Here is a 24,842-nt window from a genome sequence, read left to right as displayed (position 1 = left end):
GTGCCCATGGCTGTAGCAGCTGTAAGCCCCGAGCGCCACGACACAGTGGCGCTGGCCTGGACCAAGGCCGCCATCCTCGACTGCCTGGGCCAGGCGCGCCAGGCGCTGGAGCGCTTTGCCGGCGAGCCTGGCGACCTGTCGATGCTGGCATTCGTGGTCGACAACCTGCACCAGGTGCACGGCTGCCTGCGCATGCTCGAACTGCGCGGCGCCACGCGCCTGGCTGAAGAACTGGAGCTGTTCGCCAGGGCCCTGGCCGATGGCCAGGTCAGCCCCCGCGGTGATTGCCTGGGCGCGTTGTTCCGCGGCCTGGAGCAATTGCCGTCGTATCTGGAGCGCCTGCGCGGCGCCCGCCACGACCTGCCACTGGTGATGCTGCCGCTGCTCAACCAGCTGCGTGCCTGCCGTGGCGAGGAGCCGTTGGCCCAGGCCAGCCTGATCAGCGGCGCCACTCAACGCTTTGCCGGTGCCGACGACCTGGCCAACCTCGACCTGTCGCTGGGCAACTGGCGCGAGCAGTTGCAGGCCGGGCCGGGCCGCGATGCCCTGCGCTCGGTGGTGACCGCGCTGTGCGACGACCTGATGCGCATCAAGGAGCGCCTGGACCAGTTCGTACGCAGTGACCGCCAGCACAGCGAGCAGCTCGATGCCCTGCTGGCACCGCTGCGCCACGTGGCCGACACCCTGGCGGTGCTTGGCTTCCAGCAGCCACGCCGGGTGATCATCGACCAGGTGCTGGCGTTGCAGGCCCTGGCCCAGGGCGAGCGGGCCGTGGACGACGCGGTGTTGATGGATGTAGCGGGGGCCCTGCTGTACGTGGAGGCCACGCTCAATGGCATGGTCGGCCCGCTGGAGGAAAACGGCCAGGGCGGCCTGCCGGGCTCGGACCTGGCCGAAATCCGCCAACTGGTGTTGAACGAGTCGCTGAACGTGCTGCAGCAGGCCAAGGACCTGATCGGCGATTGCCTGGAGTCCGGCTGGCCGCGGCAACGCCTGCAACCCTTGCCAGGGCTGTTGCAGCAGATTCGCGGTGCGCTGGCGATGTTGATGCTGCCGGCCGTGGCCGAGCTGTTTGCCGGTTGCGCCAGCTATGTACAGCGCTGGCTGCAGCACCTGGAAGTGGAGCCGCCAGCCGACGATCTGACCCACCTGGCCGAAGCCCTGAGCGCCGCCGAATGCTACCTGCAATGGCGGGTGGCGGACCCATTGGCGGATGGCCAACCCTTCATCGACATGGCGCGCGCCAGCCTGGCGACGTTGGGTGTGCACTGCTCGCTGGTCGAGGCCACCGCAGGTCACGATGGCAGCGCTGATGGCATCGATGACGAGTTGCGTGAAGTGTTTCTCGACGAGGCTGGTGAGCTGCTGCCGGAAATCGAGCGCCACTGGCTGCGCTGGCGTGCCGACAACCAGCAGCGCGAGGCACTGGGAGAAGTGCGCCGCGCCTTGCATACGCTCAAGGGCAGCGGCCGCATGGTGCATGCCGAGGCGGTGGCCGAGCTGGCCTGGGGCGCCGAGCACCTGCTGAACCGGGTACTCGAGGGCCGTAGCGTGCTCAGCCCGGAAGGCGTGGTGGCCCTGCAGCAGGCATTCGTCTACCTGCCCGACCTGCTGGCCGACTTTGCCGCCGGCCAGCTGCCACAACTGACGGAAATCGAGCAACTGGCCGGGCACCTGCATGCCCTGGCCGAAAACGATGCCCCGGTGGCGGCCGACATCGACGGCCTAGACCCGCAATTGCTCGACATCTTCCGCAGCGAGGCGCAGGGCCACCTGGCCAGCCTGGATGCTTTCCTGCAGGGCGCCGACGGCCACGATACGCAGGTCAGCGATGGCCTGCAGCGCGCCCTGCATACGCTCAAGGGCAGTGCCGCCATGGCCGGGGTGATGCCGGTCGCCGAACTGGCCACCGCCTTCGACCGCCTGGCTCGTGAATACAAGGGCCACCAACTGCCCCTGCAAATGGCTGAGATCGAATGGCTGGAAGCTGCTCGCTCGCTGTTCCACCTGGGCCTGGCGCAACTCGACAGCACGCCGCTGGCGGCCATCCCCGGTGCCGCGGAGCTGATCGAGCAGGTCGGCCAGGCGGTGGACGCGCACCTGGCCAGCTTGCATGACGACCCGCAGCATGCGCGGCGCAGCAAGCGCGACCCGCAGTTGATCGCCAGTTTCCTGGCCCAGGCCATGGATATCCTGCTGGATGCCGAGTCGTTGCTGTCGCGCTGGCAGGAACAGCCCGGCCAGCGCGATGCGCTGGACACCCTGCTCGACGAACTGACCACCCTGGGCCATGCCGCACACTTGGCCGACCTGTGGCAGATGGATGACGTGTGCGAGGCCTTGCTCGACCTGTACGGCGCCGTGGAGGAGGGCAGCCTGCCCGCCGATGCGCGCTTCTTCGCCCACGTGCAGCGGGCCCATGAAGCCCTGCTGGACATGCTCGACGAAGTGGCGGCCGGGCAGGACATCCCGCCAAGGCCGGAGCTGGTCGACAGCCTGCGCAACCTGCTGGGCCAGGCTCTGGCACCGGAGGCCACTGGCCTGGTGGGCATCGACACGGTCACGCCGCTGCACCCGGACATGGACCTGGCCGATACCCTTGGCCTGGGGCCGGCGCACAACCCTCTGCTGCCGGCTGTGGCCGAGCCGCTGATCGAAGAGCCGGAAAGCCCAGGCGAAGAGCTGCTGGAAGTCTTCCTCGAAGAAAGCTCGGACATCGTCGAGAGTGCCGCCGCAGCTTTGGCGCGCTGGCAGGCCGACCCGCGCAACAGTGTGGAGGTGGACAACTTGATGCGCGACCTGCACACCCTAAAGGGTGTGGCGCGCATGGTCGAAATTGCGCCGATCGGCGATCTGGCCCACGAACTGGAGTTCCTCTACGAGCTGCTGGCCGCTGGCCGTATGCCGCCGAGCGCGCCACTGTTCGCCTTGCTGCAGAACTGCCATGACCGCCTGGCGCACATGCTCGATGCCGTGCGCCTGGGGCAGCCGTTGCATGCCGCCACTGCGCTGATCGACTACATCCGTAACTTCAGCTTCTCGGCCCTGGCCGACAGCGCCGCGGGCCAGGGGCCGGTCGAGGCCGCGACCAGTGAGGCGCCGGCGGCGGCGCCGGAGCGGGCGCCGGGCGACATGGTGAAGGTCGATGCCGAGTTGCTCGACGAGCTGGGCAACCTGGCCGGTGAGCACTCGATCATCCGTGGGCGCATCGAGCAGCAGGTCAACGATGCGCAGTTCACCCTCAACGAGATGGAAACCACCCTCGAACGCATGCGCGACCAGTTGCTGCGCCTGGATATCGAGACCCAAGGGCGGATGTCCAGCCGGCAGCAGTTCGAAGGCGATGCCTATGACGACTTCGACCCGCTGGAAATGGACCGCCACTCGCAACTGCAGCAGCTGTCGCGGGCCCTGTTCGAGTCTGCCTCGGACTTGCTCGACCTCAAGGAAACCCTGGCACAGCGCGCCCAGGAAGCCTACAGCCTGCTGCAGCAGCAGGCGCGGGTGAACAGCCAGCTGCAGGAAGGCCTGACCGCGACCCTGATGGTGCCCTTCGAGCGCCTGGTGCCACGCTTGCAGCGCGTGGTACGGCAGGTGGCCAGCGAACTGGGCAAGCAGGTGGAGCTGGTGGTGGGCAATGCCGAGGGCGAACTGGACCGCAGCGTGCTCGAACGTATGGTGGCGCCGCTGGAGCACATGCTGCGCAACGCCGTCGACCATGGCCTGGAAAGCCGCGAAATGCGCCTGGCCGCCGGCAAGCCGGAGCAGGGCACCATTCACCTGAATCTGCTGCACGAAGGCGCGGACATCGTTATCGAAATGACTGACGACGGTGCCGGCGTGCCACTGGAAGCGGTGCGCCGCAAGGCTATCAAGCGCGGCCTGCTGGACCCGCAGGCGCAATTGAGCGATCACGAGATCCTCCAGTTCATCCTGCGCCCGGGCTTTTCCACTGCCGAGAAGATCACTCAGATTTCCGGGCGTGGCCTGGGCATGGACGTGGTACACGAAGAGGTCAAGCAACTGGGTGGCTCGATGAGTATCGAGTCGGCCCAGGGCAAGGGCGCGCGCTTCCTGATCCGCCTGCCGTTCACCGTGTCGGTCAACCGTGCGCTGATGGTGCACCTGGGCGAAGAGCAGTACGCCATTCCGCTGAACACCATCGAGGGCATCGTCCGCGTGCCGCCGGCCGAACTGGCGGCGTGCTACCAGCTGGACGCCCCGCGTTATGTGTACGCTGGCCACGAATACGAGCTGCGCTACCTGGGTGAACTGCTGCAGGGCATGCCGCGCCCGGCATTGCTCGGGCAGAGCGTGCCGCTGCCGGTGCTGCTGGTGCATTCCCAGGAGCAGTCGTTCGCCATCCAGGCCGACAGCCTGTCGCCCAGCCGCGAGATCGTGGTGAAGAGCCTGGGGCCGCAGTTTGCCGCGGTTGCCGGGTTGTCGGGGGCAACGCTGCTGGGCGATGGCCGGGTGGTACTGATTCTCGACCTGCTGGGCCAGTTGCGTGGCCAGCAGCGGCGCCTGGCGCGCCTGCCGGGTGGCGGTGCGGCCCGGCGCCAGGTGTTCGGCCCGGCGCCACGGCGGGCGTTGCTGGTAATGGTGGTGGACGATTCGGTGACCGTACGCAAGGTCACCAGCCGCCTGCTGGAGCGCCACGGCATGAGTGTGCTGACGGCCAAGGACGGGGTCGATGCCATGGCACTGCTGGAAGAACACCGCCCCGATGTGTTGCTGCTGGACATCGAGATGCCGCGCATGGATGGCTTCGAGGTGGCCACACGCATCCGCCGTGACGAGCGCTTGAAAGACTTGCCGATCATCATGATCACCTCGCGCACCGGGCAGAAGCACCGCGACCGTGCCATGGCCATCGGCGTCAACGAATACCTGGGCAAGCCGTACCAGGAGTCGGTCCTGTTGCAGAGCATTGCCCACTGGAGCCAGACCCATGCTTGAACTGATCGCCGGCCAGCGCAGCAGCCTGACCGGGCTTTTGCTGCCGTTGGGCGACCGTACCCTGGTGTTGCCCAACGTGGCGGTGGCCGAACTGAGTGGCCAGCGCAACCTGGTGTGCCAACGCGGCGAGCCGGCCTGGCACCTGGGCTGGATCGACTGGCGCCAGCAGCGCCTGCCGCTGATCGGCTTCGAAGCCGCGTGCGGTGGCGAGACGCCCTGCGGCGAGCGGGCCCGCGTGGTGGTGCTCAATGCCCTGGGTGATACCGGCCTGCGTTACCTGGCGTTGTTGCTGCAGGACATACCGCGCTCGTGCAAGCTCGACAGCCAGCTGAACTACGTGGACGTGGCGCTGGGTCGCCTGGAGCTGGCGGCGGTGCAGGTGGGTGAGCAGGTGGCACGGGTGCCGGACCTGGCTGCGCTGGAACGGCTGGTGCGTGACGCGGAACTGCAACCTGAGCTTGGGTAGGATGCAAGGCACAGGGCCTCTTCGCGGGTAAACCCGCTCCCACAGGTAGGGCACCGCCCTCTGGCATTGTGGGATCTCTGTGGGAGCGGGTTTACCCGCGAAGAGGCCGGAACAGAAGGACGCAGGAACCCAGCCCACCTCAGGAGGTCTGTGTTTGCATGTACTACGGTGAACGCTTCAACGCCTGGACCCACCTGGTCGGTGCCGTCCTGGCCTGTATCGGTGCCATCTGGCTGATCGTGGTCGCGGGCCTGCAGGGCGACCCGTGGAAGATCGTCAGTTTCTCCATCTACGGCAGCACCTTGCTGTTGCTGTACAGCATTTCTACCCTGTATCACAGCACTCGCGGGCGGGCGAAGGTGATCATGCGCAAGCTCGATCACCTGTCGATCTACCTGCTGATCGCCGGCAGCTACACGCCGTTCTGCCTGGTCAGCCTGCGCGGCCCCTGGGGCTGGAGCCTGTTCGGGGTGGTGTGGGGGCTGGCGGTGATCGGCATGCTGCAGGAGATCAAGCCGCGATCCGAGGCGCGCATCCTGTCGATCATCATCTATGCGGTGATGGGCTGGATCGTGCTGGTGGCGGTCAAGCCATTGCTGCACTCGCTCGGCAGCGCAGGCTTTGCCTGGCTGGCCGCCGGCGGGGTGTTCTACACCGTCGGCATCATCTTCTTCGCATTCGACAGCCGCTTCCGCCACTGGCATGGCATCTGGCACCTGTTCGTGATCGCCGGCAGCCTCATGCACTTCGTGGCGGTGTCGTTCTACGTGCGTTAGTTAAAAGTCGCCCCACAGTTGCTGTGCCACCGACAGTGCCACCACCGGTGCGGTTTCGGTGCGCAGCACGCGTGGGCCGAGGCGTGCGGCGTGGAAACCGGCAGCTTTGGCCTGGTCGACCTCTGCTTCGCTCAGGCCGCCTTCGGGGCCGATCAGGAAGGCCAGGGTGGCCGGCTTGGCATGGCTGGTGAGCGGTTCGGCCACCGGGTGCAGGACCAGTTTCAAGTCGGCCTTGGCACTGTTCAGCCACTCGGCCAGGGTCACTGGCGGGTGGATGACCGGCAAGGTCGAGCGGCCGCATTGTTCGCAGGCGCTGATCGCCACCTGGCGCCAGTGGGCCAGGCGCTTGTCGGCGCGCTCGTCCTTCAGCCGCACTTCGCAGCGTTCGCTGACGATCGGGGTGATTTCGTTGGCGCCCAGTTCGGTGGCTTTCTGGATCGCCCAGTCCATGCGCTCGCCACGGGACAGGCCTTGGCCGAGGTGCACGTGCAGTAGTGAATCGGCCTGGCCGGCGAGGGCCTGGTCGAGGCTGACGCGCACGGTTTTCTTGCCCACTTCGAGCAACTGGCCGCGGTATTCCTGGCCACTGCCGTCGAACAGCTGCACGGCGTCGCCGGGGGCCATGCGCAGAACGCGGCCGATATAGTGGGCCTGGGCTTCGGGCAGGTCATGCTCGCCAAGGCTCAGGGGGGCGTCGATGAAAAAGCGGGACAGTCTCATGGTTGAGCTCAAGCTAAAGGGAGAATGTGGTCCCTGTGGGAGCGGGTTCACCCGCGAATGCGGCGGTGACTCCACTATTGCATTCGCGGGTGAACCCGCTCCCACAGGGTACGCGGCGGGCTTCCGGGCTTAGCCCGGGTCGCGGAAGTCGGGGTGGAAGTTGGCCGGTACGGCCACGCTGACGCTATCGCGGGTGGCAATGTCGATGCCTTCGCTGGCCACTTCTGCCAGGAAGTCGATCTGCTCTGGCGTAATCACATACGGCGGCAGGAAGTACACCACGCTGCCCAGCGGGCGCAGCAGGGCGCCACGCGTCAGGGCATGCTCGAACACTTTCAGGCCACGACGCTCTTGCCACGGGTAGGCAACCTTGCCGGCCTTGTCCTGGACCATCTCGATGGCCAGAGCCATGCCGGTCTGGCGAATCTCGGCCACATGCGCGTGGTCGGCCAGGTGCGCGGTGGCGCTGGCCATGCGGGTGGCCAGGGCCTTGTTGGCCTCGATCACGTTGTCCTGCTCGAAGATGTCCAGGGTCGCCAGCGCCGCGGCGCAGGCCAGCGGGTTGCCGGTGTAGCTGTGCGAGTGGAGGAACGCGCGCAGGGTCGGGTAGTCGTCGTAGAACGCCTGGTACACCTTGTCGGTGGTCAGGCAGGCGGCCAGCGGCAGGTAGCCGCCGGTCAGGGCCTTGGACAGGCACAGGAAGTCCGGGCGAATGCCGGCCTGTTCACAGGCGAACATGGTGCCGGTGCGGCCGAAGCCCACGGCGATCTCGTCGTGGATCAGGTGCACGTCGTAGCGGTCGCAGGCCTCGCGCAGCAGCTTGAGGTACACCGGGTGGTACATGCGCATGCCGCCGGCACCCTGGATCAGCGGTTCGACGATCACCGCGCTGATCGAGGCGTGGTGCTCGGCCAGGGTCTGTTCCATGGCCTGGAACATGGTGCGCGAGTGCTCTTCCCAGCTCGTGCCCTCGGGGCGCAGGTAGCAGTCGGGGCTGGGCACCTTGAGGGTGTCGAGCAGCAGCGCCTTGTAGGTTTCGGTAAACAGCGGCACATCGCCGACCGACATGGCGGCGATGGTTTCGCCGTGGTAGCTGTTGGTCAGGGTGACGAAGCGCTTCTTGCCCGGCTTGCCGACGTTCTGCCAGTAGTGGAAGCTCATCTTCAGCGCCACTTCGATGCACGACGAACCGTTGTCGGCGTAGAACACCCGGTCGAGGCCGGCCGGGGTCATGGCTACAAGGCGCTCGGACAGCTCGATCACCGGCTGGTGGCTGAAACCGGCCAGGATCACGTGCTCCAGCTGGTCGACCTGGTCCTTGATGCGCTGGTTGATACGCGGGTTGGCGTGGCCAAACACGTTGACCCACCAGCTGCTCACCGCATCCAGGTAGCGCTTGCCTTCGAAGTCTTCCAGCCACACGCCTTCGCCGCGCCTGATCGGGATCAGCGGCAGCTGCTCGTGGTCTTTCATCTGGGTGCAGGGGTGCCACAGGACCTTGAGGTCGCGTTGCATCCACTGATCATTGAGGCCCATGGGCACTTCTCCTGGCTTTGCGGCTTGGTTCGACCGCGTAAGCCTAAGCAATGCCGCAGGGCAGGACAACCGCCGCTTCTCATCGGCTTGCCAGCTGCGCTTGCCACCGCGTGGAATCGCTGCAGGCAAAAATGTCAGTGACGAAAAGGACTTGATGTCACTGCGCTGGCAGGGTCGGCGGACCTGACGTATTCTTAACGCATCTCTCCCGGGGCATTCCTGCCTCTCCCCGTTTCTGTAACCCCCTGACTCGGAGTTCGCCGACATGGCTGCTGCTTGGGTGCGCCTGTGCGCGTTGGTATTGATTGGTGTGTCCAGCGGCGCCGCGCTGGCAAAGGACAAGACACCTTCGGCGATCGTCGTGGGTGGCGGCCTGGCGGGCCTGACGGCCGCCTACGAGCTGCAGAACAAAGGCTGGCAGGTGACGCTGCTGGAAGCCAAGGCGGGCATGGGCGGGCGCTCGGGCCTGGCCACCAGCGAGTGGATCGGCAACGCCAAGGCGCAGCCGGTGCTCAACCAGTACCTCGACCGTTTCAAACTTGAAACACTGCCGGCACCGGAGTTCGTGCGTACCCCCGGTTACCTGATTGACGGCGAGTATTTCAGCGCCACCGACCTGGCCACCAAGCAGCCGGCTACTGCCGATGCGCTCAAACGTTACGAGAAAACCCTCGATGACCTGGCCCGTTCGATCGACGACCCGCTGAACCCGCAAGCCAACAGCACGCTGTTCGCCCTCGACCAGATCAACGTCTCTACCTGGCTGGACAAGCTGCAACTGCCGACCACCGCCCGTCAGCTGGTCAACCAGCAGATCCGTACCCGCTACGATGAGCCATCGCGCCTGTCGCTGCTGTACTTCGCCCAGCAGAACCGCGTGTATCGCGGCGTCAGCGACCGTGACCTGCGTGCCGCGCGCCTGCCCGGCGGCAGCCCGGTGCTGGCCCAGGCGTTCGTCAAGCAACTGAAGACCATCAAGACCAGTTCGCCGGTGACCTCCATCGTTCAGGACAAGGACGGTGTCACGGTCAAGGTCGGCAGCGTCGGCTACCAGGCGGATTACCTGGTCATGGCCGTGCCCCTGCGCGCCCTGGCCAAGATCCAGATGACCCCGGGCCTGGACAGCCAGCACCTGGCGGCGTTGAAGGGCACCAACTATGGCTGGCGCGACCAGCTGATGCTCAAGTTCAAGAAGCCGGTGTGGGAAAGCCGCGCGCGCATGTCGGGCGAAATCTTCAGTAACGCAGGCTTGGGCATGCTGTGGATCGAACCCGCGCTCAAGGGTGGCGCCAACGTGGTGATCAACCTGTCGGGCGACAACGCCCGTCTGCTGCAGGCGTTCGGCGACAAGCAGATGGTCGATCAGGTACTGATCCGCCTGCATGCGTTCTACCCACAGGCCCGTGGCTCGTTCACCGGCTACGAGGTCAAGCGCTACAGCACCGACGCCGGTACCGGCGGCGCCTACCTGGCCTATGGCCCGGGCCAGATCAGCAAGTACTGGCGCCTGTGGGAGCGCCCGGTGCAGCGCATCACCTTTGCCGGTGAGCATACCGACGCCCTCTACCCAGGCACCCTGGAAGGCGCCCTGCGCAGTGGCCAGCGCGCGGCCAGCCAGGTGCAGGACCTGCTGGCCGGCAAGTCGTTCGACCCGGCCAAGGCGGCACCGGTGGCGGCGGCAGCAGCAGCAGGCGCCGTGGCGGCCAAGGAGAGCAAGGGCGGGTTCTTCTCCAACATGTTCGGTGGTTCTTCCGACAAGGGCGACAAGGCTGACAAGGCACCGGTCAAGGCCGAGCCGAAGCCGGTCGATGAGGCCAAGCAGGACAAGCCGGGCTTCTTCAAGCGCCTGTTTGGTGGGGCGGACAAGCCTGAGGTGAAGGCCGAGCCGATTGCCAAGGCCGAGGAAGTGGCGCCAGCACCTGTGCCAGCCCCGCAAGCTGCGCCGGCCCCGGTTGCACCAGCACCAGTGGTCAAGGAAGCGGCGGCCAAGCCTGCTGCTACCAAGGCTGCATCTGGCAAGCATGCACCGGCGCACAAACCGGCCCACAAGCCTGCCGAGGCCAAGAAAGCGACTGCCAAGTCCGAACCGGCCAAGAAAGCTGTAGCCAATACCCAAGCCAAGGCCGGTTGATTTATTGACAGTGCCGGCCCTTTCGCGGGTAAACCCGCTCCCACAGGTCCGGCACATGTATCAGGAACTGCGCCGACCCTGTGGGAGCGGGTTTACCCGCGAAAGGGCCGGCACTGGCATCCGCTGATTACCCAACTATCGTTAATGTTTCCTTAATGGGAAGCTTACAGAATACATATCGGATTTCTCGATAAACCAAAGCAATTTTTTACGCTTTTATTCGATGCGTTACGCGTTAGTCTGTGCACAGCTTTCACGGGGAAACACGTCAACATGCAACTGCGCAATTCATCTTCTCGCTACGGCGTGGTCAGCATCGTCCTGCACTGGGGCGTGGCTCTGGCAGTCTTCGGCCTGTTCGGCCTGGGCCTGTGGATGGTCGGCCTCGACTACTACAGCCCTTGGCGCAAGGCCGGCCCGGACCTGCACAAGAGCATCGGCCTGGTGCTGCTGGCGGTGATGCTGCTGCGGGTGGTCTGGCGCTTCATCAGCCCGCCACCACCGGCACCGGCCAACCACGGCGCACTTACCCGCCTGGCAGCCAAGTTGGGCCACCTGGCCCTGTACCTGGGGCTGTTCGCGGTAATGATTGCCGGTTACCTGATTTCTACCGCCGACGGTGTCGGCATTCCGGTGTTCGGCCTGTTCGAAGTGCCGGCACTGGTCAGCGACCTGCCCGACCAGGCAGACCTGGCTGGCGTGATTCATCTCTGGCTGGCCTGGGGCTTGGTGATTTTTGCCGTGCTGCATGGCTTGGCAGCGCTCAAGCACCATTTCATCGACCGTGACGCGACCCTGACCCGCATGCTGGGCCGCAAAGCTTGACTCTCAACCTCAATTGCATAGGAAGGAAGTAAGGATGTTGAAAAAGACTTTTGCCGCTCTGGCGCTCGGTACCGCTCTGCTCTCCGCCGGCCAGGCCATGGCTGCCGAGTACAAGATCGACAAGGAAGGCCAGCACGCGTTCGTTGACTGGAAGATCAGCCACCTGGGCTACAGCTTCATTCACGGTACCTTCAAGGATTTCGACGGTAACTTCACCTGGGACAGCGCCAAGCCTGAAGCCAGTAAGATCAATGTCGACCTGAAAACCGCCAGCCTGTGGTCGAACCACGCCGAGCGTGACAAGCACATTGCCAGCGCCGACTTCCTCGATGTGAAGAAGTACCCGGAAGCCAAGTTCGTCTCCACCAGCGTCAAGTCGACTGGCGACAAGACTGCTGACGTGACTGGCGACCTGACCATGCACGGTGTGACCAAGCCGGTCACCTTCAAGGCCACCTTCAACGGTGAAGGCAAGGACCCATGGGGCGGCGAGCGCGCTGGTTTCAACGCCACCACCACGCTGAACCTGAACGACTTCGGCATCAAGGGCCCGGGGGCTACCTCGCAGACCCTGGACCTGGATATCAGTGTTGAAGGTGTGAAGCAGAAGTAATTCTTACCTGCTGAAAACTGAGGGGGCCGCTTTGCGGCCCTATCGCGACACAAGGCCGCTCCTACAGGGAATTACGTAACCCTGTAGGAGCGGCCTTGTGTCGCGATAGGGCTGCGAAGCAGCCCCCTCATACTTTTTGTCAGCCCTTGCGGGTCAACAGCGCCGGGCGCTCACCGCGCGGGCGGCTCGGCAGGTCATCCAGTTGCTCTGGCGTCGGATAACGGTCGAGCTTGGATTCCTTGCGGATGATCACTGGCTGTTTTTCCGGCTGGCGCGGGTTGCGCACGGCCGGTTCCTGCCGGGCAGCATCGTCACGGGCCGAGCGACCGCGGCCACCACCATCACGACGGGCGCCGCCACCATTGTTGGCGCGGGCCGGACGTTTCTCGCCGCCACCGCCACCGCCACCGCCACTGCGCGGCTGGCCGCTATTGCGACCCTGGCCACCGGCGTTGCTGCGCTGGCCATTACCCTGGGCCTGACCTTGGCCGGCATTGCCACCCGGGCGGCGATTGCGGCCCTGGTTCTTGCCCTGGTACGGGCTGACATAGTCGGCACGGTTGCCGAAGTTGTCGATATCGTCGTCCAGGAACTCTTCCGGATCACGGTCGACAGGCACTTTCGGCGCGCTGCTGTTGCTGGCCTGTTGCTGCTGGCGCGGCTTCTTGTCACGCGGCTTGCGTTGCTGCTGTTGCTTGTCGCCGCTCTTTTCCTTGTCGGCCGGCTTGTCAGCAGCCTGTTGCTTGGCCTTGCCTTTATCCTTGCCCTTGTCCTTGCGGCCGCCGTTGGCGTCTTTGCCGCCTTCGCCGCGGGCCTGTTGGTTGCGGCCACCACGGCCGTTGTTCTGCTGGCGTTCGCGTACTTCAGGCTTTTCAGCCTCTACCTGGCTGGCGTCGAAGCCCATCAGGTCGCCGTCCGGGATCTTCTGCCTGGTCACCCGCTCGATGCTCTTGAGCAGCTTCTCTTCATCCGGCGCGACCATGGAAATGGCCTCGCCCGAACGCCCGGCACGGCCGGTACGGCCGATACGGTGGACGTAGTCTTCCTCGACGTTCGGCAGCTCGAAGTTGACCACGTGTGGCAACTGGTCGATGTCCAGGCCACGGGCGGCGATGTCGGTGGCGACCAGCACGCGCACGCTGTTGGCCTTGAAGTCGGCCAGAGCCTTGGTGCGGGCGTTCTGGCTCTTGTTGCCGTGGATCGCGGCGGCGGTCAGGCCGTGCTTTTCCAGGTACTCGGCCAGGCGGTTGGCGCCGTGCTTGGTGCGGGTGAACACCAGTACCTGTTCCCAGGCACCCTGGGTGATCAGGTGCGCCAGCAGCGCGCGCTTGTGGCTGGCGGGCAGGCGGTAGACGCGCTGCTCGATACGCTCGACGGTAGTGTTCGGCGGGGTGACCTCGATACGCTCCGGGTTGTGCAGGAGCTTGTCGGCGAGGTCGGTGATGTCCTTGGAGAAGGTGGCCGAGAACAGCAGGTTCTGGCGCTTGGCCGGCAGACGGGCGAGGACCTTCTTGACGTCATGGATGAAGCCCATGTCGAGCATGCGGTCGGCTTCGTCCAGCACCAGGATTTCCACGTGGGCCAGGTCAACCTTGCCTTGGCCGGCCAGGTCGAGCAGGCGGCCCGGGCAGGCGACCAGCACGTCCACACCCTTGGCAATGGCCTGGATCTGCGGGTTCATGCCGACGCCGCCGAAAATGCAGGCGCTGACCAGTGGCAGGTCACGGGCATAGACCTTGAAGCTGTCATGCACCTGGGCTGCCAGTTCGCGGGTCGGGGTCAGGACCAGAACGCGAGGTTGGCGCGGGCCATGGCGCTGCGACTTGTCGGGGTGGCCGGCCGGGAACAGGCGCTCGAGGATCGGCAGGGCGAAACCGCCGGTTTTACCAGTACCTGTCTGTGCGGCGACCATCAGGTCGCGGCCTTGCAACACGGCGGGAATCGCCCGCTGTTGCACGGGGGTCGGCTGGGTGTAGCCCGCAGCCTCGATAGCGCGGACAAGAGCCTCGGAGAGACCGAGGGAAGCAAAGGACATGGGCAATCCTGTTCTCGTGTGGGCTGGGCCCGTTTGGGATGTTCTGCCTGGCGCGACGGGCATCGGTGGGATGCGATCGCGTCCGGTCCAGCTGGGCTTTCACTGCACATCCGGTTAGCGGAGGGTGGACGCGAAGGCGCGTCGATGCCGATCGGGATGCCTGTTGCGAGGCCGAGCGTCCGGGCGTGAGCCGGGCGGGAAGGCCCGAGTATAACAGAGCTATCGCGCTGTGCTGCTTTCCTGCTGCTCAACGGCGTTGAGAATGTTTCCGATGTCGCCTGTGTAGCGGCTGCTGATCGCTGCATAGGCCGGTTCCTGCTTGAAGCGCCGCAGTTCCACGGCGAAGGCCTGGGCCAGTGCCTCCCGCCCCGGCTTGCGCGCCAGCCCCAGGTACTGCGCCTGGCGGCTGATCACCAGCGGCAGCTCCTCGACCTGCTGTTGCAGGCCCAGATGCCGCAGCAGGTAATGGCCGACCCTGCGGTCGGTGATTGCCAGGTCGATGCGGCCCAGCATCAGTTTGCCGAAGTTGGCTTCATGGGTAGGCGCGGCTTCGCGCCTGAAATGTGCGGCCTCGTTGAACGCGGCACCATAGGCGTAGCCGGGTGAGGTGCCGACGGTGAGGCCGGCAAGGTCATCCAGCGCCTTGACGGCATGGGGACGTGCGCGGGCCTGGAACAGGACGAACTCGACCTCCGACATGGGCTCGGGGGCGTACACCAGGTAGGGCTGGCGCGACTCGGTCTGGAAGATATCCATGATGCCGTCGGCCAAGCCCTGCTCGATCATTGCCAGGCAGCGCTTCCATGGCAGGAACTCCCACTCCACCTCGACGCCAAGGCGTTCGAACACCTGGGTGGTGACTTCGTAGTCGATGCCGCGCGGCTGGCCGTCGTGCTGGTACGCATAGGGTGCCCAGTCGTCGGTCACCAGGCGCAGGCGCTCGCCCAGGGCCAGCGGGCTCAGGCAGGCGAGCAACAGGATCCAGAACAGACGGGCGACGTGTGGCATGGCCGGAGATTACGCGCTCGGCCTGTTCAAGGCCAGTGAGGATGATGTTCTCCTGTGCTGGCCTCTTCGCGGGTAAACCCGCTCCCACAAGTACAGCACGAGCCTGCAAGCCAGCAGAGATCCTGTGGGAGCGGGTTTACCCGCGAAGAGCCCGGCACAGGTTCACTCAAGTGTGGGATGACCTCAGCAGATGCGCTTCGATATCCTTGCGCCGCTCGCCCAGTGACAGGCGCAACCCCGGGTGACGCAGGCACTGGCGCAGTTGCTCGGGCTCCATGTGGCCATGGCGGGCGTTGAGGTTTTCCAGGGCCTTGTCCCACCAGGCCGGCGCGCAGGCACGGTCGAACTCATTGGGGTAGGGGTAGCAGCCATACAGCAGCTCGCGGGCGAACTGGCGCTCGTGGCTGGGCAGGGTCATGCTCAGCGCCTTGTAACCCAGGCGTTGCAGGGCCGGCGGCCGTGGCAGCTGGTCATTGACCAGGGACACGTCGGCCAGCGCCGCGTGACTCAGCGGGTCATGGCCGTGCTTGCGCAGCCAGGCCTGGATCTTGGCGCGGAACTGCGCCTTTCGGCTCCAGTAGTGGTGGATGACATCTGTGCATTCGGCCAGTTCCAGCGTGCGGTAGGCTGCCACCGCCAGGCAGAACTCCTCGAGGGTATAAGCCTCGCGAGCCAGGGGGTGGAACTCGTCCATCATGGCGATGGAGCGGTCCAGGGTGCCGGCGTCTTCGGCGCTGAGGCCGATCACCCCCGAGTTGACCAGTGGCATCTGGCAATCGGCCAGTCCCCTGGACTCGAGGATGGCCAGCAGGTTCTTGTACAGCAGGCACTTCTGGTTGCTGCCGTAGCGCGCACCGATGGCATTGCACAGCAGGCGGCCTGGGGCCACCCGGGCGAACAGCTCCAGCGGCGACTTGCGGAAGAAGGTGTCGGTGTCGATCAGCACTGCCAGCGGGTGTTGCTGCAGCACCTGACGCAACAGCACATGCTTGCTGCGAAAGTGATAACCGTGAGGGGCGTTCCATGCCTGACGCGTGGCTTCGTCCAGCAGGTGTACGGTGACCGGCAGTCCGGCATAGGGCTGCGGGTTGTCGGTGTAGACCTGGATGTCCATGGCTTCGCCTGCTGCCGTGCCCAGATGGGCGAGGGCGCTGACGATGCTGAAGCAGGCTTCCTGATGGTAGGTTGCCGGGCCAAAAGCCAGGTAGACGAGCTGTGGACGCGATGGCTGGAGGGGCTGCATGGCAGGCAAGACCTGTGTAACCGGAAAATGATTAAGGCTTTAGTCTATGACCAAAGCCTTAATCAAATCTTAAACAGATTTTGCAAAAAATTTCAGCGCGGCAGCTTCAGATTGTTCCAGATCGCCAGGCTCGGCTCGGTCTGGTTCAAGGTGTAGAAGTGCAGGCCCGGTGCGCCGCCTTGCAGCAGCTGTTCGCACATGCGGGTGATCACTTCTTCGCCGAATGCCTGGATGCTGGCGGTGTCGTCGGCATAGGCTTCCAGCTGCTTGCGGATCCAGCGCGGGATCTCGGCGCCACAGGCGTCGGAGAAGCGCGCCAGCTTGCTGTAGTTGGTGATCGGCATGATGCCGGGTACCACCGGGATGTCCACGCCCAGCTTCTGCGCGCGCTCGACGAAGTAGAAGTAGCTGTCGGCGTTGAAGAAGTACTGGGTGATGGCGCTGTCGGCACCGGCCTTGACCTTGTGCACGAAGTTGGCCAGGTCAGCCTCGAAGTTGCGGGCCTGGGGGTGCATCTCCGGGTAGGCGGCCACTTCCAGGTGGAAGTGATCGGCGGTTTCCTGGCGAATGAATTCGACCAGGTCGCTGGCGTAGCGCAGTTCGCCACTGGCCATGCCCATGCCCGATGGCAGGTCGCCACGCAGGGCGACGATGCGCTTGATGCCTGCAGCCTTGTATTCGGCCAGCAGGGCGCGCAGTTCGGCCTTGGTGTCGCCTACGCACGACAGGTGCGGTGCGGCAGGTACCTTCACTTCGCTTTCCAGCTGCAGCACGGTGTTCAGCGTGCGGTCGCGGGTCGAGCCACCGGCACCGTAGGTGCAGGAGAAGAAGTCCGGGTTGTAGGCGGCCAGCTGGCGGGCGACGCCCATCAGCTTTTCGTGACCGGCATCGGTCTTGGTCGGGAAGAACTCGAAACTGTAACGGCGTTCCTGGGACATCAGGCGTTCCTCTGGCAGCAAGCTTCAAGCGGCAGGCTGCAAGTAAAAGCCAGATCGGTTATGGCCGGCCTGGCTTGGGCATCGTTCAAGATCCTTTATGCTTGAGCTGCAAGCGGCAACGGCATGGTCTGCCTTTGATTGCCGCTTGAAGCTTCAAGCTGGCCGCTTAGTAGCGGTAGGCGTGCGGCTTGAACGGGCCTTCGACGGTGACACCGATGTAGTCGGCCTGCTGCTTGGTCAGCTGGGTCACCACGCCGCCGAAGCCGCGGACCATTTCCAGGGCCACTTCTTCGTCGAGCTTCTTCGGCAGTACTTCAACGGTCAGGCGCTCGGCTTTCTTCTCGGCCGACAGGTCGGCGAACTTCTGCTCGAACAGGAAGATCTGCGCCAGTACCTGGTTGGCGAACGAACCGTCCATGATGCGGCTTGGGTGGCCAGTGGCGTTACCCAGGTTTACCAGGCGGCCTTCGGCCAGCAGGATCAGGTAGTCGTCGTTCTGCGGGTCGAAGCTGCCAGCGCCGGTGCGATGGATCTTGTGCACCTGCGGCTTGACCTCTTCCCAGGCCCAGTTCTTGCGCATGAAGGCGGTGTCGATCTCGTTGTCGAAGTGGCCGATGTTGCACACCACGGCACGCTTCTTCAGCGCCTTGAGCATGTTGGCGTCGCAGACGTTGACGTTACCGGTGGTGGTCACGATCAGGTCGATCTTGCCCAGCAGGGCCTTGTCGATGCTGGCTTCGGTGCCGTTGTTGATACCGTCGATGAACGGCGAAACCACTTCGAAACCGTCCATGCAGGCCTGCATGGCGCAGATCGGGTCGACTTCGGTGACCTTGACGATCATGCCTTCCTGACGCAGGGACTGGGCCGAGCCCTTGCCCACGTCACCGTAGCCGATCACCAGGGCCTGCTTGCCCGACAGCAGGTGGTCGGTACCACGCTTGATGGCGTCGTTCAGGCTGTGACGGCAGCCGTACTTGTTGTCGTTCTTGCTCTTGGTAACCGAGTCGTTGACGTTGATCGCCGGGACTTTCAGCTCGCCCTTGGCCAGCATGTCCAGCAGGCGGTGCACGCCGGTGGTGGTCTCTTCGGTCACGCCGTGCACGCGCTCCAGCACTTGCGGGTACTTCTTGTGCAGCAGCTCGGTCAGGTCGCCACCGTCGTCGAGGACCATGTTGGCGTCCCATGGCTGGCCATCCTTGAGGATGGTCTGCTCCAGGCACCACTCGTACTCTTGCTCGGTTTCACCTTTCCAGGCGAACACCGGGATACCGGCGGCGGCGATGGACGCGGCGGCCTGGTCCTGGGTGGAGAAGATGTTGCAGGACGACCAGCGCACTTCGGCACCCAGGGCAACCAGGGTTTCGATCAGCACGGCGGTCTGGATGGTCATGTGGATGCAGCCCAGGATCTTCGCACCCTTGAGCGGTTGCTCGGCCAGGTACTTGCGACGCAGGCCCATCAGTGCAGGCATTTCCGATTCGGCGATGATGGTTTCGCGACGACCCCAGGCGGCCAGGGAGATGTCGGCGACTTTGTAATCGGTAAAACCAGCAGGCATGTTTGCAGCGCTCATGAGAGCCTCCATTCGTAGTGTGCGAATGGGCGCCGTTGTGCGTTAAGCGCCCGCGAGAGCGAGCAACGCCCCATCCGAGCCTGACAGGCCTAGCCTGCTGCAGCGCCCCTCGGACGGGTGGCGGGCATGGCGCCGCTGTGGGCGGCCATGTGAAGCGGCGGAGATTATAGCCGCGCCCGCCGGCTTGCCCAAGGTTTTCTGTCGATTAATCGCGACGATAGTCGATGTTCAATGGAGCGACAGCGGCCGCTCTGCCATCATTGCTACACGTTAGCCAAGCAGGTCAGGAGTACAGATGAACTTTCATACCCGCAAGTGGGTTAAACCCGAAGACCTCAACCCAAACGGCACTTTGTTCGGTGGCAGCCTGTTGCGCTGGATCGACGAAGAGGCGGCGATCTACGCCATCGTCCAGCTGGGCAACCAGCGCGTGGTGACCAAGTACATATCGGAAATCAACTTCGTCAGTGCCTCGCGCCAGGGCGACATCATCGAGCTGGGCATCACCGCCACCGAGTTCGGCCGCACCTCGATCACCCTCAAGTGCGAAGTGCGCAACAAGATCACCCGCAAGGCCATCCTCACGGTCGACAAGATGGTCTTCGTCAACCTTGGCGAGGATGGGCTGCCGGCGGCGCATGGGCGGACCGAGATCAAGTTCATCCAGGACCAGTTCCCGGATTCGGCAGTGGAATGAACATTCTGGGGCTGCTTTGCAGCCCTTTCGCGACACTCCCACAGGAGATCGCATACATTCTGTGGGAGCGGCCTTGTGTCGCGAAAGGGCCGCAAAGCGGCCCCAGGATCTCAAGGCTGAGTGCTGACTTTGCGCACCACTCGCCCGATGCTCAACCCCTGCACCAGGATCGACGACAGCACCACGATGTAGGTGATCGACAGCAGCAGGTCACGTTCCTCGCCCAGTGGCAGCGACAGTGCCAGGGCAACCGACACCCCACCGCGCAGGCCACCCCAGGTCAGCACCCGTACCGTGCCCTTGGGCACCGGGCGCCAGCGCCGCAGCAGCACGATCGCCGGGGCCACGGTCAGCAGCCGCGACAGCAGCACCGCCAGCGCCAGCACGCTGCCGGCCGCCAGGTGCATCCAGTTGAATGGCAGCAGCAACAGTTCCAGGCCGATCAACGCGAACAGCAGGGCGTTGAGCATGTCGTCGATCAGTTCCCAGAAACCGTCCATGTAGCGACGGGTCATGTCGTTCATTGCCAGGTTGCGCCCCAGGTTGCCGATGATCAGCCCGGCCACCACCATGGCGATCGGCGCCGAAACGTGCAGCTCGTAGCACATCGCCGAGCCGCCGATGACCAGCGCCAGGGTCAGCATCACTTCCACCTGATATTGCTCGACGCTCTTGATCATGCGGTAGGTGGCGTAGCCGATCAGGCCGCCGAACACCACGCCGCCGATGGCCTCGCGGGCGAACAGGATCGCGGTGTCTGTCATGCTCGGCGTCTCGCCCAGCTGGATGATGCCCAGCAACACGGTGAACACCACCACCGCAGTGCCGTCGTTGAACAGCGACTCGCCGACGATAGTGGTTTTCAGCGGTTTGGAGGCATTGGCGGTACGTAGCGCGCCCAGCACGGCAATCGGGTCGGTGGGCGAGATCAGCGCACCGAACAGCAGACAGTAGATCAGCGGCACCTGCCAGCCGAACAGGGCGAACACCCAGTGCGACAGGTAGCCGATGACCACGGTGGCAATCAGTACGCCGACGGTGGCCAGCAGGCCGATGGGCCAGCGGTAGCTGCGCAGGTCGGAGAGGTTGACGTGCAAGGCGCCGGCGAACAGCAGGAACGCCAGCATCCAGTGCATCAGCAGGTCGTTGAAGTCGATCTGGTTCATCAGCCCTTCGACGCGCGCTTCCAGGCCAGGGAAGCCGATCAGGCTCAAGCCCTGCAGCATCAGGGAAAACAGCAGCGCCGTGACCATCACGCCGATGGCAGGGGGCAGGCCGATGAAACGGTAATTTACATAGGTGAGGAGGGTGGTAAGGCAGATAAACGCGGCAACTAGTTCAAGCATCCCGAATCCTGTAACAGTGGCTTCCAAGTCGTAACCCGAATGGCTCGGGCAGTTCTTTGATGACCTGGCGCGGGGTTCGGGACACACTATTTGACTGTGTAGGTAGACCGCGGTTCTGTTGTGAGGTTTCCACCGGTTTTTTTCATGCTTCGGTTCTTGCTGTCGAGCACTCGTGGCTTTCTGGCTCGACTGGTTGGTGCTGCAAGCCGGAGCCCGGTAGGGCGACCTCGGCGATTCGTGTCGAGAAATACCTGTCGAAAGGCTCCCAGTCGGGATATTCCTCGGGCGAGACAGCCATTGCCATCAAGCGACCTACAAGGCCGCAGATCCAGTCTGCGCATTGCAGGGTCTGGAAGAGGTGGCTTTCGCCCTGCAGCGGCGGCTCTATCAGGCTCCGACATTTTTCTGCGGGGTCCTCGAACATTGCCAGGGTGCAGGCTTCTACATTTTGCTCGCGCCACTCGTTGCCAGCACGCTGTTCATCCAGCAGGAGCATGAAGGTTGAGCGGGACTGCGTGCAGTAACGATCGATCGTTCTCACCGCATGCAGCAGTTGGCGTCTGAATGTCTTGGTCGCGTCGTGCTGCCTGGCCGGGCCGGTCTTGTGTTCACCCGCATAAATGACATACCCACCAATCTTTCTGATGTGGTTGAGCAGGCGAAACGTTGCCTGTCTCAATGATCGATATTGTATGACGTTACGTGTCGTGAATAACTTTGAGCCCTTCTTTTCCCATTGATAGGGAGGGAGGCTTCTGGGGTTTTCATGGTTTATGTCCCAGGCAAGTAACTGGCATTTCAGCTGATAGAAGAAGATGGCGAACTCCCGTACTTCTTCTGCAGGTAGTAGCACCCCACCCAGCCCGAACACTGGACTGGTCTTGAATTGGGTATGAGTGCGCGAGATGTATTGCCCGACATGGCCGAATTCGTCGAGGTAGGCCACATAATGCGTCATGATTTCTGGGTGTCCTTGGCCCAGAAACACGAAAGCCCGCATGCTTGCGCATCGCGGGCCTCGGAAGGTAGGCACGGGTAACCCCATGCGTTACGGCGATCCTAATCCTGCAAAGCCTGAAGCGTCAATCGCGTTTCGTAAGCGAGTGTGTTTCCGTTTGGGTAGCCGCCTTGAGGTATCACTCGTTTCCATGCGGCACAGCGAGCGATGAGTGTATTGCGTTTTGGGGAAAGCCCCGGCTTGCAAGGCGTATTGAAACTTCCACAGAGTTTGTAGTCTTTTTCCTTAGTCGTACCTTTTACCCAAGGTATAGTGCTGCAAACGAATCTGACTCGAAGGCAAGGACGATTTCGCGTGCTGGCAACTTCCCTGGTGTTGGTCGCTGCCCTGCTGCATGCGACCTGGAATACCCTGATCAAATTCAGCGGCGAGCGCCTGCTGGTGATCGCCAGCATGGATACGGTGGCGTTGGCCTTCGCGGTGCTGGCGGTGCCCTTCGTCGAGGTACCGCCGGCCAACATCTGGCCCTGGCTGCTGGCGTCGGCGCTGGCCGAGCAGCTGTACCGCTTCCTGTTGATCCAGGCCTACCGCGTGGGCGACCTGGGGCTGGTCTATCCTCTGATGCGCGGGCTGTCGCCGCTGGTGGTGCTGGGACTGACCCTGGCCTTTGCCGGCGAATCGCTGAGCCAGCAACAGATCATCGGCATCCTGTTGATCCCCTGTGGCATGGCCTGCCTGTTGTGGCAGGGCGGTGGCGGTGACCGGCTGCCCTGGTCGATGCTGCCGGTGGTTGCCCTGATCGGCCTGTGTATTGGCTGCTACACCTGGTTCGACGGCCAGGCCGTGCGCTTGTGGGGCAAACCCTGGGATTACCTGGTATGGCTGACCTTGCTCAGTGCCTGGCCCTTCCCGTTGCTGGCCAGCGTGGCGCGGCGTGCGCCGTTCGTGTTGTTCTGGCGCCTGCAGTGGCGCCTGGGGCTGGCAGTGGGGCTGTGTGTATTGCTCAGTTACGCGCTGGTGCTGTGGGCCATGCACCTGGGGTCGGTGGCCGAAGCGGCGGCGTTGCGGGAGTTGAGCGTGATCCTGGTGGTGCTGCTGGGCATGCGCTACCTGAAAGAACCTTTTGGCGGACCGAGACTCCTAGCTTGCGGGCTGGTGTTGGCCGGCATGCTGGTAATGAAGCTTTGACCCGAAGACTGAACAAGGAGTCCTGTCCATGACTGTTGCCCTGTGGTGCATCCTGATTGCGCTGTTCTTGCCACCACTGTGTGCGTTGATCGCCAAAGTCGGTAGTGGCCGCTTCCGCTTGCGCGACAACCACGACCCGCGCGCCTTTCTGGATACCCTGTCGGGGTTGCCGCGGCGCGCGCATGCTGCCCAGCAGAACAGTTTCGAGGCCTTCCCGGCATTTGCCGCGGCGGTGCTGGTGGCGGATATCGTCGGCAATGCCGAGCAGGTGACCCAGGATGTGCTGGGGGTGATGTACATCACCAGCCGGCTGCTCTACATCATCTGTTACCTGGCCGACTGGGCCATGCTGCGATCGCTGGTGTGGTTTGCCGGGATGGCGATGATCGTGGCCTTCTTCGTGGTTTCCATCTGAGACCGCGTCGCCTTCTTCGCGGGCTCGTCGGACCGCCGCACCGCCGCTCCCACAGGTACATCACAGCCCTTGAATCCTGTGGTGTACCTGTGGGAGCGGCGGTGCGGCGGTCCGACGAGCCCGCGAAGAATCCACCGCCGATCAAGGCACTTTCGGCACCTCAGGCAGCGGCTTGCCCTTGGGCCACAGCATCCAGATCTGCCCCTGTTGCTTCATGTTCCCGGCCAGTTCTCCGGCTTGCGGCCCGGTGCCCCAGAACAGGTCCGCGCGCACCTCGCCGGTAATTGCCCCACCGGTATCCTGAGCCCCCACCGGGCGTACCACCGGCGTACCGTCCGGGCGAGTGGTGGATAGCCACAGCAAGCTGCCCAGCGGAATCACCTTGCGGTCGATGGCCACGCTGTAGCCAGCGGTCAGCGGCACGTTCAGCGAACCCCGCGGCCCTTCGTTGCTGTCCGGGCGGGTGCTGAAGAACACGTAGCTGGGGTTGCTGGCGAGCAGTTCCGGCACCCGCTGCGGGTTGGCCTGGGCCCAGGCATGAATGGCGCCCATGCTCACTTCTTCCTTCTTCAACTGGCCTTGTTCCACCAGCCAGCGCCCGATCGGCCGGTAGGGGTGACCGTTCTGGTCGGCGTAACCCAGGCGCAGCTGGCGGCCATCTTCCAGTTGTACCCGGCCGGAACCTTGGATCTGCAGGAACTGGAGGTCCATCGGGTCGGTCAGCCAGGCCAGCACCGGTGCCTTGACGCCGTCACGGTTGATCACCTCGGCGGTGTCGTAAGGCTTTAGCACCCGGCCATCGAGGCGACCGCGCAGGCGCTTGCCCTTGAGTTCGGGGTACACGCTGGCCAGGTCGACCACGATCATGTCGTCGGGGATGCCGTAGACCGCCACGTGGTTGGTTGCCGATTGGCTCAGGCTGCCAGGGTAGACCGGTTCGTAGTAACCGGTGATCAGGCCGTTGGCATTGTTTTCGGCCGAACGCAGGCCGTATACCTGCAGGTTCTGTTGCAGGAAGGCGCGCACTTGCAAGGCATTGTCGGGCACGCTGGCGGCTGCTTCGCAGGTGCTGGCCCAGACGGTGTCGCGCTTGAGCTTTTCACAGCCGTTGCGCCAGGACTGGAAGCCCGCCACCAGGTCGCTGTCGCTGACGGCAGGCAGGTCCTGCCAGGTGGCATTGGCGTAGGTGGCGATGGCATGGGGCTCGGGTTTGGCGCTTTCGCCACCGTTGCAGCCGGCCAGCAGGGCCAGCGCCGGGAGTGTCCAGGCCAGATGGCGCAGGGCAGATTTCATGAGTACGTTCCTGTCATGGGTGAACACGGATATTCGCCCCTGTTTTTTATGTGGCTATTGGTCTTTGGCCGCTGGGCAGCGATACTGGCCGCCCATTTGAGTAGGCCGAAGTGACCGTG

19 protein-coding genes and 1 riboswitch are annotated in these 24,842 nt (G+C 64.1%); of the genes, 9 read left to right on the top strand and 10 right to left on the bottom strand.

The genetic code is table 11. The annotated features are described in order from the left end of the window. Positions 1-6 precede the first annotated feature (6 nt). The 3 genes from CAG46_RS00970 (at position 7) to CAG46_RS00960 (ending at position 6,201) form a co-directional block, all read left to right on the top strand. The gene (locus tag CAG46_RS00970; RefSeq protein ID WP_085614663.1) at positions 7-4,959 is read left to right on the top strand and encodes an Hpt domain-containing protein; all 4,953 of its coding nucleotides are present in this window, start codon (positions 7-9) and stop codon (positions 4,957-4,959) included. Then, complete coding sequence (locus tag CAG46_RS00965) at positions 4,952-5,425, top strand: chemotaxis protein CheW (RefSeq protein ID WP_025340902.1); 474 nt, start codon at positions 4,952-4,954, stop codon at positions 5,423-5,425. Before CAG46_RS00970 ends, CAG46_RS00965 begins: the two co-directional genes overlap by 8 nt. A gap of 158 nt (positions 5,426-5,583) precedes the next feature. After that, positions 5,584-6,201, top strand: a complete 618-nt coding sequence (locus tag CAG46_RS00960; RefSeq protein ID WP_013974522.1) for a hemolysin III family protein — start codon at positions 5,584-5,586, stop codon at positions 6,199-6,201. Here CAG46_RS00960 and CAG46_RS00955 read toward each other — a convergent pair whose 3' ends face one another. Together CAG46_RS00955 and CAG46_RS00950 are read right to left on the bottom strand one after the other, a co-directional pair. Next, entirely contained in the window at positions 6,202-6,921 is a 720-nt protein-coding gene (locus CAG46_RS00955; RefSeq protein ID WP_085614666.1) for a 16S rRNA (uracil(1498)-N(3))-methyltransferase, read from the bottom strand. 129 nt (positions 6,922-7,050) lie between these two features. Next, entirely contained in the window at positions 7,051-8,457 is a 1,407-nt protein-coding gene (locus CAG46_RS00950) for an adenosylmethionine--8-amino-7-oxononanoate transaminase (protein WP_025340900.1), read from the bottom strand. Between the two features lie 265 nt (positions 8,458-8,722). Between CAG46_RS00950 and CAG46_RS00945 the strand changes: the two genes are divergently transcribed. The 3 genes from CAG46_RS00945 to CAG46_RS00935 all read left to right on the top strand — a co-directional run bounded on the left by CAG46_RS00945 (position 8,723) and on the right by CAG46_RS00935 (position 12,026). After that, entirely contained in the window at positions 8,723-10,588 is a 1,866-nt protein-coding gene (locus CAG46_RS00945) for a flavin monoamine oxidase family protein (protein ID WP_085614668.1), read from the top strand. 273 nt (positions 10,589-10,861) lie between these two features. Then, positions 10,862-11,413, top strand: coding sequence for a cytochrome b (locus tag CAG46_RS00940; protein WP_025340898.1), 552 nt, complete (start codon positions 10,862-10,864; stop codon positions 11,411-11,413). 34 nt (positions 11,414-11,447) lie between these two features. Next, a complete protein-coding gene (locus CAG46_RS00935) occupies positions 11,448-12,026 on the top strand; it encodes a YceI family protein (protein ID WP_025340897.1) in 579 nt (192 codons plus the stop codon). Positions 12,027-12,165: 139 nt separating this feature from the next. On the opposite strand, the gene CAG46_RS00930 is transcribed toward CAG46_RS00935, so the two are convergent. From CAG46_RS00930 to ahcY, 5 genes are all read right to left on the bottom strand, one after another. Continuing rightward, a complete protein-coding gene (locus CAG46_RS00930) occupies positions 12,166-14,061 on the bottom strand; it encodes a DEAD/DEAH box helicase (RefSeq protein WP_178080667.1) in 1,896 nt (631 codons plus the stop codon). Positions 14,062-14,280: 219 nt separating this feature from the next. Beyond that, positions 14,281-15,069 carry an ABC transporter substrate-binding protein gene (locus CAG46_RS00925; protein WP_085614670.1) on the bottom strand — a complete coding sequence of 263 codons (789 nt, stop codon included), beginning with the start codon at positions 15,067-15,069 and terminating at the stop codon, positions 14,281-14,283. Positions 15,070-15,235: 166 nt separating this feature from the next. Then, complete coding sequence (locus tag CAG46_RS00920; RefSeq protein ID WP_085614672.1) at positions 15,236-16,312, bottom strand: hypothetical protein; 1,077 nt, start codon at positions 16,310-16,312, stop codon at positions 15,236-15,238. Between the two features lie 92 nt (positions 16,313-16,404). Then, on the bottom strand, positions 16,405-17,250 hold the full coding sequence (metF, locus tag CAG46_RS00915) for a methylenetetrahydrofolate reductase [NAD(P)H] (protein ID WP_085614674.1): 846 nt from the start codon (positions 17,248-17,250) through the stop codon (positions 16,405-16,407). A gap of 166 nt (positions 17,251-17,416) precedes the next feature. Next, positions 17,417-18,826 (bottom strand): adenosylhomocysteinase, encoded by a 1,410-nt coding sequence (gene ahcY, locus CAG46_RS00910; protein ID WP_025340892.1) that lies wholly within the window; start codon positions 18,824-18,826, stop codon positions 17,417-17,419. 20 nt (positions 18,827-18,846) lie between these two features. Continuing rightward, positions 18,847-18,943: riboswitch (S-adenosyl-L-homocysteine riboswitch) on the bottom strand. Between the two features lie 178 nt (positions 18,944-19,121). Between ahcY and CAG46_RS00905 the strand changes: the two genes are divergently transcribed. After that, complete coding sequence (locus tag CAG46_RS00905) at positions 19,122-19,523, top strand: acyl-CoA thioesterase (protein WP_085614676.1); 402 nt, start codon at positions 19,122-19,124, stop codon at positions 19,521-19,523. 110 nt (positions 19,524-19,633) lie between these two features. Here CAG46_RS00905 and CAG46_RS00900 read toward each other — a convergent pair whose 3' ends face one another. Both CAG46_RS00900 and CAG46_RS00895 read right to left on the bottom strand, forming a co-directional pair. Continuing rightward, positions 19,634-20,869 (bottom strand): sodium:proton antiporter, encoded by a 1,236-nt coding sequence (locus tag CAG46_RS00900; protein ID WP_085614678.1) that lies wholly within the window; start codon positions 20,867-20,869, stop codon positions 19,634-19,636. 142 nt (positions 20,870-21,011) lie between these two features. Beyond that, on the bottom strand, positions 21,012-21,827 hold the full coding sequence (locus tag CAG46_RS00895; protein ID WP_085614680.1) for a DUF3800 domain-containing protein: 816 nt from the start codon (positions 21,825-21,827) through the stop codon (positions 21,012-21,014). 354 nt (positions 21,828-22,181) lie between these two features. Here CAG46_RS00895 and CAG46_RS00890 point away from each other — a divergent pair, with 354 nt between their 5' ends. Together CAG46_RS00890 and CAG46_RS00885 are read left to right on the top strand one after the other, a co-directional pair. After that, positions 22,182-23,015: an EamA family transporter gene (locus tag CAG46_RS00890; protein ID WP_025340890.1), complete on the top strand. Its 834-nt coding sequence runs from the start codon at positions 22,182-22,184 to the stop codon at positions 23,013-23,015. A 28-nt stretch (positions 23,016-23,043) separates the two neighbouring features. Then, positions 23,044-23,430: an MAPEG family protein gene (locus CAG46_RS00885; RefSeq protein WP_025340889.1), complete on the top strand. Its 387-nt coding sequence runs from the start codon at positions 23,044-23,046 to the stop codon at positions 23,428-23,430. Between the two features lie 141 nt (positions 23,431-23,571). On the opposite strand, the gene CAG46_RS00880 is transcribed toward CAG46_RS00885, so the two are convergent. Continuing rightward, positions 23,572-24,723 (bottom strand): murein transglycosylase A, encoded by a 1,152-nt coding sequence (locus tag CAG46_RS00880; protein WP_085614682.1) that lies wholly within the window; start codon positions 24,721-24,723, stop codon positions 23,572-23,574. Positions 24,724-24,842: the final 119 nt, after the last annotated feature.

It is taken from the genome of Pseudomonas sp. B23(2017) (genome assembly GCF_002113725.1).
GTDB classification, from domain to species: Bacteria; Pseudomonadota; Gammaproteobacteria; order Pseudomonadales; family Pseudomonadaceae; genus Aquipseudomonas; species Aquipseudomonas putida_Z.
Note: the sequence above shows the minus strand (reverse complement) of the source record. Positions and strands in the feature narration are given on the sequence as shown.